This window comes from Mixta theicola, assembly GCF_002895925.1.
Classification (GTDB): Bacteria; Pseudomonadota; Gammaproteobacteria; order Enterobacterales; family Enterobacteriaceae; genus Mixta; species Mixta theicola.
In genome coordinates, this window is the sequence record NZ_NWUO01000008.1 from 140,265 (window position 1) to 153,806 (window position 13,542).

At 51.7% G+C, this 13,542-nt stretch carries 12 protein-coding genes, 1 other RNA gene and 2 pseudogenes; 9 read left to right on the plus strand and 6 right to left on the minus strand.

From position 1 onward, the window contains the following. The first annotated feature begins 447 nt into the window (after positions 1 to 447). A complete protein-coding gene (nadB, locus tag COO59_RS12450; protein WP_103060112.1) occupies positions 448 to 2,067 on the plus strand; it encodes an L-aspartate oxidase in 1,620 nt (539 codons plus the stop codon). Here nadB and trmN read toward each other — a convergent pair. Beyond that, a complete protein-coding gene (gene trmN, locus COO59_RS12455) occupies positions 2,052 to 2,789 on the minus strand; it encodes a tRNA(1)(Val) (adenine(37)-N(6))-methyltransferase TrmN (RefSeq protein ID WP_103060113.1) in 738 nt (245 codons plus the stop codon). The two genes, nadB and trmN, sit on opposite strands and share 16 nt — an antisense overlap. Positions 2,790 to 2,921: 132 nt before the next feature. Here trmN and srmB point away from each other — a divergent pair, with 132 nt between their 5' ends. Next, on the plus strand, positions 2,922 to 4,265 hold the full coding sequence (gene srmB, locus COO59_RS12460) for an ATP-dependent RNA helicase SrmB (protein WP_103060114.1): 1,344 nt from the start codon (positions 2,922 to 2,924) through the stop codon (positions 4,263 to 4,265). 225 nt (positions 4,266 to 4,490) lie between these two features. Here the strand turns inward: srmB and grcA are convergent, their stop codons facing one another. After that, positions 4,491 to 4,874, minus strand: coding sequence for an autonomous glycyl radical cofactor GrcA (gene grcA, locus COO59_RS12465; RefSeq protein WP_103060115.1), 384 nt, complete (start codon positions 4,872 to 4,874; stop codon positions 4,491 to 4,493). Between the two features lie 275 nt (positions 4,875 to 5,149). Here grcA and ung point away from each other — a divergent pair, with 275 nt between their 5' ends. Further along, the gene (gene ung / locus COO59_RS12470; RefSeq protein WP_103060116.1) at positions 5,150 to 5,827 is read left to right on the plus strand and encodes a uracil-DNA glycosylase; all 678 of its coding nucleotides are present in this window, start codon (positions 5,150 to 5,152) and stop codon (positions 5,825 to 5,827) included. A gap of 40 nt (positions 5,828 to 5,867) precedes the next feature. Here the strand turns inward: ung and grpE are convergent, their stop codons facing one another. After that, a complete protein-coding gene (gene grpE / locus COO59_RS12475) occupies positions 5,868 to 6,461 on the minus strand; it encodes a nucleotide exchange factor GrpE (protein ID WP_103060117.1) in 594 nt (197 codons plus the stop codon). Positions 6,462 to 6,584: 123 nt separating this feature from the next. Between grpE and nadK the strand changes: the two genes are divergently transcribed. From nadK to bamE, 3 genes are all read left to right on the plus strand, one after another. Beyond that, positions 6,585 to 7,463: an NAD(+) kinase gene (nadK, locus tag COO59_RS12480; protein WP_103060118.1), complete on the plus strand. Its 879-nt coding sequence runs from the start codon at positions 6,585 to 6,587 to the stop codon at positions 7,461 to 7,463. An 87-nt stretch (positions 7,464 to 7,550) separates the two neighbouring features. After that, positions 7,551 to 9,212, plus strand: coding sequence for a DNA repair protein RecN (gene recN, locus COO59_RS12485; protein WP_103060119.1), 1,662 nt, complete (start codon positions 7,551 to 7,553; stop codon positions 9,210 to 9,212). 186 nt (positions 9,213 to 9,398) lie between these two features. Next, a complete protein-coding gene (bamE, locus tag COO59_RS12490) occupies positions 9,399 to 9,752 on the plus strand; it encodes an outer membrane protein assembly factor BamE (protein WP_103060120.1) in 354 nt (117 codons plus the stop codon). Here bamE and COO59_RS12495 read toward each other — a convergent pair. After that, positions 9,749 to 10,075 carry an RnfH family protein gene (locus tag COO59_RS12495; RefSeq protein WP_103060121.1) on the minus strand — a complete coding sequence of 109 codons (327 nt, stop codon included), beginning with the start codon at positions 10,073 to 10,075 and terminating at the stop codon, positions 9,749 to 9,751. The two genes, bamE and COO59_RS12495, sit on opposite strands and share 4 nt — an antisense overlap. Then, on the minus strand, positions 10,068 to 10,502 hold the full coding sequence (locus COO59_RS12500) for a type II toxin-antitoxin system RatA family toxin (RefSeq protein ID WP_103060122.1): 435 nt from the start codon (positions 10,500 to 10,502) through the stop codon (positions 10,068 to 10,070). The genes COO59_RS12495 and COO59_RS12500 overlap by 8 nt, the downstream gene beginning before the upstream one ends. Before the next feature lie 158 nt (positions 10,503 to 10,660). Here COO59_RS12500 and smpB point away from each other — a divergent pair, with 158 nt between their 5' ends. From smpB to COO59_RS12515, 3 genes and pseudogenes are all read left to right on the plus strand, one after another. Then, on the plus strand, positions 10,661 to 11,143 hold the full coding sequence (smpB, locus tag COO59_RS12505; RefSeq protein WP_103060123.1) for an SsrA-binding protein SmpB: 483 nt from the start codon (positions 10,661 to 10,663) through the stop codon (positions 11,141 to 11,143). A gap of 44 nt (positions 11,144 to 11,187) precedes the next feature. Beyond that, positions 11,188 to 11,551: a transfer-messenger RNA gene (gene ssrA / locus COO59_RS12510) on the plus strand. 203 nt (positions 11,552 to 11,754) lie between these two features. Further along, positions 11,755 to 12,995, plus strand: a pseudogene (locus tag COO59_RS12515) (integrase domain-containing protein). Positions 12,996 to 13,039: 44 nt separating this feature from the next. On the opposite strand, the pseudogene COO59_RS21560 reads toward COO59_RS12515, so the two are convergent. Beyond that, positions 13,040 to 13,137, minus strand: a pseudogene (locus tag COO59_RS21560) (helix-turn-helix domain-containing protein); the annotation flags it as partial. Positions 13,138 to 13,542: the final 405 nt, after the last annotated feature.

Below are 13,542 nucleotides of genomic sequence, written 5' to 3' on the forward strand. Positions count from 1 at the left end.
TAATGTCTCCCCAAATCATTCTCCACGCGTAAATGAACCACCAGCAATCACTCAACTTTATGAGCAAGCCCACGTTAGAGCCGGTCATAAGACAATAGTTCAGTTACGCCACTTTTTTGTTACGTCACCGGGTATTTTTATCTAACAAAACGTTTAAGTATGCTGAGAAAACATACGGCGCCGACCTGTTTTTCATCATTAACCGGCTATCTGACGTAAGCCGCAGAGTACCCGATGCGCATGACATTTTCATCACTAACGCGTAATTATTGCGCCTTGTTCGCCATAATAAACAATTTACCGTTAAAACTGGCATTTCAGAGGCCTTCCAGGGCAAAAACAGACATTGCCTTGCCGCAGATCGTGCTTTAGTCGCGTTTAAGTCCTTTTTTAATGCGCTATTTCCGCTTATGCTCAGGCGACCACTTGTTTAGTAAAATAAACACCATGAGCGAAATTTCCGATTATCAGTGCGATGTTTTAATTATTGGCAGCGGCGCGGCAGGCTTGTCACTGGCGCTGCGGCTGGCAGAGACACAACAGGTTACCGTTTTAAGTAAAGGGCCGGTCAGCGAAGGTTCAAGCTTCTATGCGCAGGGCGGCATTGCCGCCGTGTTTGATGAGATGGACAGCATCGAGTCTCATGTAGAAGATACGCTGATTGCCGGTGCCGGGCTTTGCGAGCGTGACGCGGTGGATTTCATTGCCAGCAATGCGCGCCATTGCGTCGAGTGGCTAATAAAACACGGTGTCGCCTTTGATAAGGAAACCCAGCCTGACGGAAAGGAACGTTATCATTTAACACGCGAAGGCGGTCACAGCCATCGTCGTATTTTGCACAGCGCTGACGCCACCGGGCGCGAAGTAGTGGCTACGCTGGTTAGCCAGGCGCTAAGCCATCCCAATATTCGTATCCTCGAACGTACCAACGCCGTTGATCTTATTCTCTCCGACCGGTCAGGCCTGCCCGGCCCCCGGCGCGTGCTGGGAGCCTGGATTTGGAATCGTAATAAGGAGCAGGTGGAAACCTGTAGCGCACGTGCCGTAGTGCTGGCCACCGGCGGCGCGGCTAAAGTTTACCAATACACCACCAATCCTGACGTCGCTTCCGGCGATGGCGTCGCTATGGCCTGGCGTGCCGGCTGTCGCGTGGCCAATATGGAGTTTAACCAGTTCCATCCTACCTGCCTGTATCATCCGCAGGCGCGTAATTTCTTATTAACCGAGGCGCTACGCGGCGAGGGCGCTTACCTGCGCCGTCCTGACGGCAGCCGCTTTATGCCTGATTTTGATGACCGCGCCGAGCTGGCGCCGCGAGATATTGTGGCGCGCGCTATCGATCATGAGATGAAACGGCTCGGCGCCGAATGCATGTATCTTGATATTAGCCATCAGCCCGCTGATTTTATTCGCGCGCACTTTCCGATGATTGATGAAAAGCTACGCTCGCTGGGGTTCGACTTAACACGCGAGCCGGTGCCGATAGTGCCAGCGGCTCATTACACCTGCGGCGGCGTAATGGTTGACCATCATGGCCGCACCGATGTGGACGAACTCTATGCTATCGGAGAAGTCAGCTATACCGGTTTACATGGCGCTAACCGAATGGCGTCAAACTCTCTGCTGGAATGTTTGGTATATGGCTGGTCCGCAGCAGAAGAGATGGTCCGCAAGCTGCCGCACGTTAACCGTATCGATACGCTGCCAGCCTGGGATGAAAGCCAGGTCGATGATTCGGACGAACGAGTGGTGATTCAGCACAACTGGCATGAGCTGCGGCTGTTTATGTGGGATTACGTCGGCATTGTGCGCACCACGAAACGCCTGGAGCGCGCCAGCCGACGTATTGCTCTGCTACAGCAGGAAATAGAAGAGTATTACCGTCATTTTCGCATCTCTAACAATCTGTTGGAATTACGTAACCTGGCGCAGGTTGCCGAACTGATTATCCAGAGCGCCATGCTGCGTAAAGAGAGCCGGGGACTGCACTTTACGCTCGACTATCCCGCGACGCTGCCGGAATCAGGCCCAACGATTTTGATTCCGCCAGGCTACATAAACAGATAGAAATCCTGGGTCAGGCTGCAAAAAGCCGGAGAGTAGCGCTGGTCTGGCCCGCGAATCACCATGCGTTCCTGTAAGAGCTCACCCGCAGCCGGGGAAAATCCCAGCAGCACGCGATGCGGTAGCCGCGTGCTGTTTTCTGCCACATCATTACGAAAACGCAGATGCCAGCCACGCGCCAGCGCCATGCTGACAAAACGTTTGCCCTCTTCTTCCGGCAGCACCAGGCAGAAAAAACCGTCTTCGCCAATCAGCATTTCCGCGCAGTGCAGTAAACTTTCATGGTGCAAAGTATGGGTCGCGCGCGCCTTATCACGCGCGGATGAGGCGCAGGCCGGGCCCGGCGTAAAATAAGGTGGATTGCTGACAATCAGCGAATAGCGCCGTTCCTGACGCATTGCCCAATCAAGTATATCAGCCTGGTGAATATGGATACGCTGCGCCCAGGGTGACCGGGCGACATTTTCGGCCGCCTGAGCTGCCGCATCGCCATCCAGCTCTACTGCATCGATCGCTACCGTTTCCGAAGTGCGCTGCGCCAGCATTAATGCCAACAGGCCGCTGCCGCTGCCAATATCCAGAATGCGCGCAGCCTGCGCCACCGGCGCCCACGCGCCAAGCAGGATACTGTCGGTGCCGACTTTCATCGCGCAGCGGTCATGCGCGATAAAAAAGCGTTTAAAAGTAAAACCGTTGCCACGTAACTGACGTTTTGATTGCGACATAATCAGGACCAAAGATAAAAACGGTGCCAGCATAGGGGAAATAAGAGAGGGTTAAAAGCGATAAACTACCGACAAACAGATGAAGATCGCCGCTAATCTGTCTATAATCAGCGCCCCAAACTGAGGTAGAACATGACCGCAACCACATTCTCCGAACTCGAACTTGACGAAAGCCTGCTGGATGCCCTGCAGGATAAAGGCTTTTCCCGCCCTACCGCTATCCAGGCAGAAGCGATTCCCCCTGCGCTGGATGGTCGCGACGTGTTGGGTTCAGCACCAACCGGGACCGGGAAAACGGCGGCTTATCTTTTGCCCGCGCTGCAACATCTGCTGGATTTTCCGCGTAAAAAATCTGGCCCGCCACGGGTATTGATCCTGACGCCTACGCGTGAGCTGGCGATGCAGGTCGCCGATCAGGCGCAGGAGCTGGCAAAACATACTCAGCTGGATATCGCCACTATTACCGGCGGCGTGGCCTATATGAACCATGCCGAAGTGTTCAGCGAAAACCAGGATATCGTGGTTGCCACCACGGGACGCCTGCTGCAATACATCAAAGAAGAGAACTTCGACTGTCGGGCCGTAGAAATCCTGATCCTCGACGAAGCGGATCGTATGCTGGACATGGGTTTTGCCCAGGATATTGAAACTATCGCGGCGGAAACCCGCTGGCGCAAGCAGACCATGCTGTTCTCCGCGACGCTGGAAGGCGACAGCATCAAAGATTTTGCCGAGCGCCTGCTTAATGAGCCGGTAGAGATCGATTCCGATCCTTCACGTCGTGAACGTAAAAAGATCCAACAGTGGTATTACCGCGCAGACGATGTCGCGCATAAAACCAAACTGCTGGTGCATCTGCTGCAACAGCCAGAGGCCACCCGCTCTATCGTATTTGTGCGTAAGCGCGAGCGTGTGCATGAGCTGGTTGGCTGGCTGCGCGAAGCCGGTATTCAGGCCAGCTATCTGGAAGGTGAGATGGTGCAGGCGAAGCGTAACGAAGCGCTGAAGCGTCTGATGGATGGTCGGGTTAATGTACTGGTAGCAACCGATATAGCCGCTCGCGGCATCGATGTCGATGATGTCAGCCACGTATTTAACTTCGATCTGCCACGTACTGCGGACGTCTACTTACACCGTATTGGTCGTACCGGCCGTGCGGGTCGCAAAGGTACTGCGCTGTCGCTGGTAGAAGCGCACGATTATTTACTGCTGGATAAAATCAGCCGCTATATCAGCGAACCGCTGAAAGCGCGCACCATTGATGAGCTCCGTCCGGCCACTCGCGTGCCGAGCCAAAAGCTAAAAGGCAAGCCGTCGAAAAAAGTGCTGGCGAAGCGTAAAGAAAAAGATAAGAAGAAAGAAGAAGAGAATAAGCCACGCGTTAAGGTGCGCCATCGCGACCGCAAAAATATCGGCAAGCGACGCAAGCCTGCCGCGGCGAACAGCAGCGATACGAATAAAGAAGGTGCTGAATAATTGCACCACGCAACAAAAAAACCGCCGGGAAACGGCGGTTTTTTTTAGTTTGAGTACCGGAATAGCGGCCTGCGCGTCACTTTTGTTTCTAACCAGTCAAAATCTTTTCAGTAGTTAAAGCTTCAAACAATGGGCGACTTAACGCTTTTGTTTTTTATACTATTTCCCTGAAAATGAGGTGCTGTTTTTTTCAACGCGCCTGTAGCCTGCAGAACTTTTTTTTGCTTACAGGCTCTCAGTAAAGGTACGAGTAATCACATCACGTTGCTGTTCCGGGGTCAGTGAGTTAAAACGTACGGCATAGCCTGATACGCGAATCGTCAGCTGCGGATATTTTTCCGGATGCTTAACCGCATCCTCCAGCGTTTCACGACGCAGCACGTTAACGTTCAGATGCTGACCGCCCTCAACCCGTACCTGCGGTTTCACTTCCAGCGGGACTTCGCGATACTCGAACTGTCCGAGATCGCTTACCGGAACAACTTGATCTTCGGTGTAATCGCCTTTAGCGCATACGCAACGCGCCTCGGCTTTCTCATCATCCAGCAGCCAGAACGAATTAAGCAGTGCGCTGTTATTGGTTTTTGTAATTTGAATACCTGTAATCATATTTGCCTCCCAGGCGTAGTGACGCCAGCGCCGTTGATAGCGTCAGATTTGCGTTTAAATAACATCCGTTTGTTTATATACCAACGCATTGCATGACCAACTTTGACACAGGTCAATTAAATCCCTGGAGACATTGCCGGTATTACACTAAATTTTTGTTTTGAATCAATTTTTCCCAATAAATTAATTTTGTAAATTTTCAATTTATTTTTGGGGGTTGCTCATGCGCGTAGAGTCGCTACTCTGATGTTTTACACGTAAGAAGGAAGAGCGTCATGGATAAAGCAGCAACCTGGCATGATGTGCTGGCAACGGAAAAAGAGCAGCCTTATTTTATTGAAACGTTAAATATGGTGGCGCAAGAACGCGCGGCAGGCGTCACGGTTTATCCGCCTAAAGAAGATGTATTTAACGCTTTTCGTCTGACCGAACTGAGCGATGTGAAAGTCGTTATTTTAGGCCAGGATCCCTATCATGGCCCTAATCAGGCGCACGGACTGGCGTTTAGCGTCAGGCCTGGCGTCGCGGTTCCGCCTTCGCTCATGAATATGTATAAAGAACTGGAGCAGGATATTCCCGGCTTTACGCGCCCGAATCATGGCTTTCTGGAAAGCTGGGCGAAGCAAGGCGTGCTGTTGTTAAATACGGTATTAACCGTCGAGGCGGGCAAAGCACATTCTCATGCGCGTTTTGGCTGGGAAACTTTTACCGACAGGGTGATTGCCGTAATTAATGAAACGCGTGAAAACGTCGTGTTTTTACTCTGGGGTTCGCATGCGCAGAAGAAAGGCAGCATCATCGATACGCAACGGCATCATGTGCTGAAGGCGCCACATCCCTCCCCTCTTTCGGCCCATCGGGGATTCTTTGGCTGCAAACATTTTTCCCGCACCAATGAGATTCTCGCGCAGCAGGGCGATACGCCGATTGACTGGACGCCTCATCTTCCCTGATACAACAGCGCCGTGACAATCAGCCACGGCGCGAGCAGAATTAGCCTTTGGCTTTCGCTACGGCAACCATCGCCGGGCGCAGCAAGCGACCATTCAGGGTATAACCGCGCTGCATCACCATCATCACGTGGTTCGGCGCCACTTCATCCGATTCCATCATCGACATAGCCTGATGAACGTCGGGATTAAACGGCACGTTGGTTTCTCCCACCACCTCAACGCCATATTTACGTACCGCTGCCAGCAGGGATTTCAGCGTCAGTTCGATACCTTCGATCATCGCGCTCAGTTCCGGGTTGGTTTTATCCGCCACTTCCAGCGCACGCTCCAGGCTATCAATCACCGGCAGCAGCTCATTAGCGAATTTTTCCAGCGCAAATTTATGCGCCTTTTCAACATCCTGCTCGGTACGGCGGCGGATATTTTCAATCTCTGCCTGCGCACGCAGCTGAGCGTCACGTACGCCGTTCTGCAATCCGGCCAGCTGCTCTTCAAGCTGAGCAATGCGTTCATCACGCGGATCCACCACGTCTGCTTCAGACTCTGCCGTCTCCGCGCTATTGTTTTGCTGCTGTTCCATTTCAATCTCGTCTGAGACTTGCTCGTTTGGTGCTTTCTGATCTTTACTACTCATGAATTTCTCCGCGTTTTGCACATTCATCTCGCTGGTTCGCTTATTATGGGGATCAGATTAATGGTTTCAAGGGAACCAGTCACAATGTCAGGGCAGATTTGCCCCATAAGGGATACCAGCATAATGAACAAACATTTCCAGTGCATCGGCATCGTCGGACATCCCCGTCATCCTACTGCCCTGACCACTCACGAAATGCTCTGGCGCTGGCTTAGCGAGAAAGGCTACGAAGTTATTGTTGAACAACAAATTGCGCGTGAACTGTCGTTGGAACATGTGCAAACCGGATCGCTGGCCGAAATTGGACAACGCGCCGATCTGGCGGTCGTTGTCGGCGGTGACGGGAATATGTTGGGCGCGGCACGCGTACTGGCGCGTTACGATATAAGAGTTATCGGCATTAACCGCGGCAATTTGGGCTTTCTGACCGACCTGGACCCTGACAACGCTCAACAGCAGCTGGATGATGTGCTGCGCGGCGATTACATCAGTGAAAAACGCTTCCTGCTGGAAGCGCGCGTTTGTCGCGGCGAGAACGCGCCGCGTATCGGAACCGCGATTAATGAGGTGGTGCTGCATCCGGGCAAAGTGGCGCATATGATTGAGTTTGAAGTTTATATCGATGAGAGCTTTGCTTTTTCCCAGCGCTCCGATGGATTGATTATTTCTACGCCAACCGGCTCAACCGCCTATTCTCTTTCGGCTGGCGGCCCCATTTTAACGCCTTCGCTGGATGCCATTGCGCTGGTGCCGATGTTCCCGCATACGCTTTCCGCCCGACCGCTGGTGATTAATAGCAGCAGCACCATCCGCCTGCGTTTTTCCGACCTGCGCAACGATCTGGAGATCAGCTGCGACAGCCAAATCGCGCTGCCGATTCAGGAAGGCGAAGATGTACTGGTACGCCGTAGCGACTATCATCTCAACCTGATTCATCCTAAAAGTTACAGCTATTTCAATACGCTAAGCTCCAAACTTGGCTGGTCGAAAAAATTATTCTAAAAAGCGCAACGTGCCGCTTTACTGTATATAAAACCAGATTATACTGTACGAAAAACCATGTCTGTGTTTATGTACAGGAAGGCGCGTATGCTGGCCCAACTCACCATCAGTAATTTTGCAATTGTTCGCGAGCTGGAAATTGATTTTCAACGTGGCATGACCGCGATTACCGGTGAGACCGGCGCTGGTAAATCTATTGCTATTGATGCGCTGGGCCTGTGTCTGGGCGGCCGCGCCGAAGTAGATATGGTGCGTCAGGGCGCTAACCGTGCCGATCTCTGTGCCCGTTTTAACCTGAAAGATACTCCTTCTGCCCTGCGCTGGCTGGAAGAAAACCAGCTGGACGAGGGCCAGGAATGCCTGCTGCGCCGTGTGATCAGCAGCGATGGCCGCTCCCGTGGCTTTATTAACGGAACGGCGGTGCCGCTTTCTCAGCTGCGCGACTTAGGTCAACTGTTAATTCAAATTCATGGCCAGCACGCGCACCAGCTGCTGTTAAAACCGGAACATCAAAAATCCCTGTTGGACGCCTATGCCGATCGGCCGCTGCTGATGCAAAGCATGGCGGCTAACTATCGTCAGTGGCATCAGAGCTGCCGCGCGTTAGCGCAACATCAAAAGCAGATGCAGGAGCGCGAGGCCAGACGCGAACTGCTGCAGTATCAGCTCAAAGAACTGAATAAATTTGCGCCGGTCGCCGGTGAATTCGAGCAGATCGACGAAGAATATAAACGCCTCGCCAACAGCGGCCAGCTGCTTTCTACCAGCCAGCAGGCGCTTCATTTGCTGGCAGACGGCGATGACAGTAATTTGCAGAGCCTGCTGTATACGGCGCGTCAGATGATGGGCGATCTGGTCACTATGGATGAAAAACTGGGCGGCGTGCTGAACATGCTGGAAGAAGCAGCCATCCAGATTAGCGAAGCAAGCGATGAACTACGCCACTACTGCGACCGCCTCGATCTTGATCCCAACCGGCTGTATGAGCTTGAGCAGCGCCTGTCACGTCAGATAAACCTGGCGCGTAAACATCACGTTGCGCCAGAAGCGTTACCGGCCTTCCATCAGCAACTGCTGGACGAAGAACAGATGCTGTCGCAGCAGGAAAGCGACCAGGAAGCGCTGAGCATGGCGGTTACGCAGCATCACCAGGCAGCGCTGGATAGCGCGCAGAAACTGCATGAACAACGCGTGCATTACGCGCAGGAGCTAACGCAGCTGATTACCGAAAGCATGCATGCGCTTTCTATGCCGCACGGTCAGTTTACTATTGCCGTGCAGTTTAACCCTGAGCAACTTACCGCTGAGGGTGCGGATCGCATCGATTTTCGCGTCAGCACGAACCCCGGTCAGCCGTTACAGTCGTTGGCTAAAGTGGCCTCCGGCGGTGAGCTATCGCGTATTGCTTTGGCTATTCAGGTCATTACCGCACGTAAGATGGATACGCCAGCGCTGATTTTCGATGAGGTGGATGTCGGTATCAGCGGACCGACGGCGGCAGTAGTCGGTAAGCTGCTGCGTCAGCTGGGCGAATCAACGCAGGTAATGTGCGTAACGCACCTGCCGCAGGTGGCGGGCTGTGGCCATCATCACTTCTTTGTTAGCAAAGAGACCGACGGCGCGATGACAGAAACCCATATGCAGCCGCTGGATAAGCGTGCGCGCCTGCAGGAACTGGCGCGTTTACTGGGCGGCAGTGAAGTCACGCGTAACACGCTGGCGAATGCTAAAGAGCTTTTAGCGGCCTGATATGCACTTTTTTACATTCCTGCGGTCATATGCTTGCTCTGTAGAGGTTTCCAACTGCGGTCAGGTTTATTATCATCGACAGCTTGTCGCCTGACTAAAACACGATGATCGCAGGCTGTGTTCAGACCGTGCTGGCACCAAACTCGCCTGTTTAAAAGGCGTTGAGCCCAAAAAAGGAATGTATAAATGCGCTGTAAAACGCTGACTGCTGCTGCAGTGTTACTTCTCATGATGACTGCTGGCTGTTCCACTCTGGAGCGCGTGGTTTACCGTCCTGATATTAATCAGGGTAACTATCTCACTGCTACCGACGTTGCCAAGCTGCGCGTGGGCATGAATAAACAGCAGGTTGCCTATACGCTGGGTACGCCAATGATGAGCGATCCATTCAGCAACAATACCTGGTATTACGTATTCCGCCAGCAGCCTGGCCATGAAAAAGTTACGCAGCAGACGCTGACGCTGACCTTTGATAGCAGCGGCGTCCTGACCAATATCGATAATAAACCGAACCTGAGCGGCAACGACACTAACAGTTAAACTGTTGCCGGGCATAAAAAAGGCGCCTCAGCGCCTTTATTTTTTGCCGAACGTTCTGCACGCTGTCGTCGTAGCTCTTTAGGATCGGCGATGAGCGGGCGATAAATTTCAACGCGATCGCCATCGTTTACTTCATCCTGCAGTTTTACTGGTCGGCTATAGATGCCGATTTTATTCTGCGTCAGGTCAATATCATGACGCAGCTCCAGTAAACCAGACGCCTGGATTACCTGTTCAACGCTGCTGCCTTCCGCCACCTTTACCTGGCGCAGATACTGTTTTTCCGGCAGCGCATAAACCACTTCGACAGTAATATCAGGCACGGTAAACCTCTTTTGCTCGCTGGGTAAAAGCCTGAACCATACTGTTTGCCAGCTCTTTAAAGATACGGCCAAACGCCAGCTCAACCAGCATGTTAGTAAATTCAAACTCCAGATTGAGTTCAACTTTACAGGCGTCGTCGCCCAGCGAGGTAAAGGTCCAGCCACCGGTTAGCTTACGGAACGGACCATCTACCAGTTGCATGCGGATGCTTTGATTATTAGTGAGCAGGTTATGCGTCACGAAAGTTTTGCTGATACCGGCTTTGGAAACATCTACCGACGCCGTCATCTCCTGTTCGGAAGCGGACAGCACGCGGCTTCCCGAACAGCCAGGCAAAAATTCCGGATAAGCATCGACATCGTTAACTAACTGGTACATTTGTTCAGCACTGTAGGGCACGAGTGCGGAACGGCTAATCTGGGCCATATCGTTTCCTGTCATTCCTAAAACGTACAAATAATAGCATTTTCAACAGTCAAACAGAAATTCTCTGGGGCTGCAGACGTGCTAGAATAGCTTTTTTCCCGGCGAACTTGGGGCCGGGGATGCGATTAACCCTGGTCTGATGTAAACTAAGTTGCACTATGACAAAGAAAAAAGCACATAAACCCGGTTCTGCCACTGTTGCCCTTAACAAACGCGCCCGTCATGAATACTTCATTGAAGAAGAGTTCGAGGCGGGAATGGCGCTACAAGGATGGGAAGTTAAATCGCTACGAGCCGGCAAGGCCAACATCAGCGACAGCTATATTCTGCTGCGCGATGGGGAAGCCTATCTGTTCGGCGCTACCTTTCAGCCGCTGTCGGTCGCTTCCAGCCATGTTGTCTGCGATCCTACGCGTAACCGTAAACTGCTGCTGAACCAGCGCGAGCTGGACAGTTTGTACGGCCGCGTTAATCGCGAAGGCTACACGGTAGTCGCGCTGTCGCTCTACTGGAAAAACGCCTGGTGCAAGCTAAAGATTGGCGTTGCGCGCGGTAAGAAACAGCATGACAAGCGTGAAGATGTGAAAAATCGCGAATGGCAGCTGGATAAAGCGCGCATTATGAAGAACGCCCATCGTTAAGCGCTGGATTGACCAAACGTTTTTTGCTATACTTTTTGATTCTTGGGGCTGATTCTGGATTCGACGGGATTCGCGAAACCCAAGGTGCATGCCGAGGGGCGGTTGGCCTCGTAAAAAGCCGCAAAAAAATAGTCGCAAACGACGAAAACTACGCACTAGCAGCTTAATAACCTGCTTAGAGCCCTCTCTCCCTAGCCTCCGCTCTTAGGACGGGGATCATGAGAGGTCAAACCTAAAAGAGATCGCGTGGATGCCCTGCCTGGGGTTGAAGCGTTAAAACTAATCAGGCTAGTTTGTTAGTGGCGTGTCCGTTCGCAGCTGACAAGCGAATGTAAAGACTGGACTAAGCATGTAGTACCGAGGATGTAGGAATTTCGGACGCGGGTTCAACTCCCGCCAGCTCCACCAAAATCCTTCGAAGATGATTCCAGAGTCATCCGTAGAAGTCCTGAAAGCCCGCACGGCACAAGCCCTGCGGGCTTTTTTGTGCCCTCAATTTGTCCCGCGAAGTCTGATGCCAACTAATTAAATCCGAACCTTTTAGGCACCTTGTTAGGCACCTCATAAAGCTTTATTGTTTTTGAGGTGCCTAAAACTATGGAAACCCGGCAATGGCAAGACAAACCAAACCTCTCTCCGTTAAAGAAATTGAATCTGCCAAACCCAAGGAAGCGGACTATGTACTCTATGATGGCGATGGCCTTGAGCTACTGATCAAATCCAGCGGGAGTAAAATCTGGCAATTTCGCTACATTCGCCCTGATACCAAGAAGCGAGCGAAAAAGAGCATTGGCTCCTACCCGTCAGTTACGCTTGCCGATGCTCGAAGCTATCGGGCAGAGTCCCGCTCTCTCCTGGCGAAAAAAATCGATCCCCAGGAACACCAGCAAGAACAATTACGCAACTCGCTGGAAGCCAAAACCAATACTTTCCAACTCGTGGCAGAACGTTGGTGGAATATGAAGAAAGCCAGCGTCACAGAGGATTATGCCGACGATATCTGGCGCTCTCTGGAAAGAGATGTCTTTCCTGCGATTGGTGACGTCAGCGTTACAGATATCAAAGCTCATAGGCTGGTTCAGGCCGTGCAACCGGTTCAGGCCAGAGGTGCACTGGAAACTGTTCGTCGCCTGTGCCAACGCATTAATGAGGTCATGATCTATGCCCAGAACACGGGGCTGATTGATGCGGTACCCAGTGTCAATATTGGCAAGGCATTCGAAAAGCCACAGAAGAAAAACATGCCCAGCATCCGACCCGATCAGTTGCCTCAGTTAATGCAGACGATGCGAACGGCCAGCATTAGCCTTTCAACACGGTGCCTGTTCATGTGGCAACTTCTTACCATCACCCGCCCTGCCGAAGCGGCTGAAGCCCGCTGGGAAGAGGTAGACATGGAAGCGCGAGAATGGAAGATCCCTGCATCACGCATGAAGATGAACCGTGACCATACTGTTCCATTGTCAGATGAAGCAGTGGCTATTCTGGAAATTATGAAGCCGTTGAGCGGCAATCGGGAATTCATTTTTCCCAGCCGTATCAAACCAAAGCAACCAATCAGACGGTTAACGCATCACTAAAGCGTGCGGGCTTTGGCGGAGTGCTGGTTTCGCACGGCCTGCGATCTATCGCCAGTACGGCCCTTAATGAGCAGGGTTTTCCACCTGATGTTATTGAAGCGGCTCTTGCTCATGTGGATAAGAACGAGGTTCGGCGTGCCTATAACCGCAGCGATTATCTTGAGCAGCGTCGTCCGATGATGCAGTGGTGGGCAAATTTCGTTCAAGTGGCAGACCGAGGAAATATTATTGAAGGTGGGTATAACGGCATCAAATTACTAGCTATGGCCTAATACACCTAATTACATCGTGTCCAGTGTTGGGCACGATGTAGAAAGGGGACTCTTGATAATTTGTCAGCTATTTCCCTAATGCTAGGTTTGCTAATAAACCTCTGGATATATCCTCTCTTTCATCAAGCGAAAGCGCTATCCGCTAAAGAGATAATAAAACAGCTTATCAGGGATGATGAACTAACCCTGAAAACCGAGTGAACATATTTAGGGATCTGAAAGTAACCGGGCTTTTAACATCAGAATGAATGACGTCACTCATCAGTTTGAATACGTTGATATCAACAACAGCTATTTATGCATTACAGACGTGGTATTTGATGAGACTGTAATTATTCTCTCAGAGCACACATAATCTCATTCTTAAGCGCCAGCATGTCGTATGGCATTATGTCAGCCAGAAACGTGCTTAATGGCCAATCCCCGTATCGTGTCTTCCCACTTTTTTTTATTACTGCGACATAGTCTGTCGCATGCATCTGGCAGACTCAGCTCACTATCTGATGGTGAATAAACCGGTTAAGTATTGACGGCTATTGCCGATAAA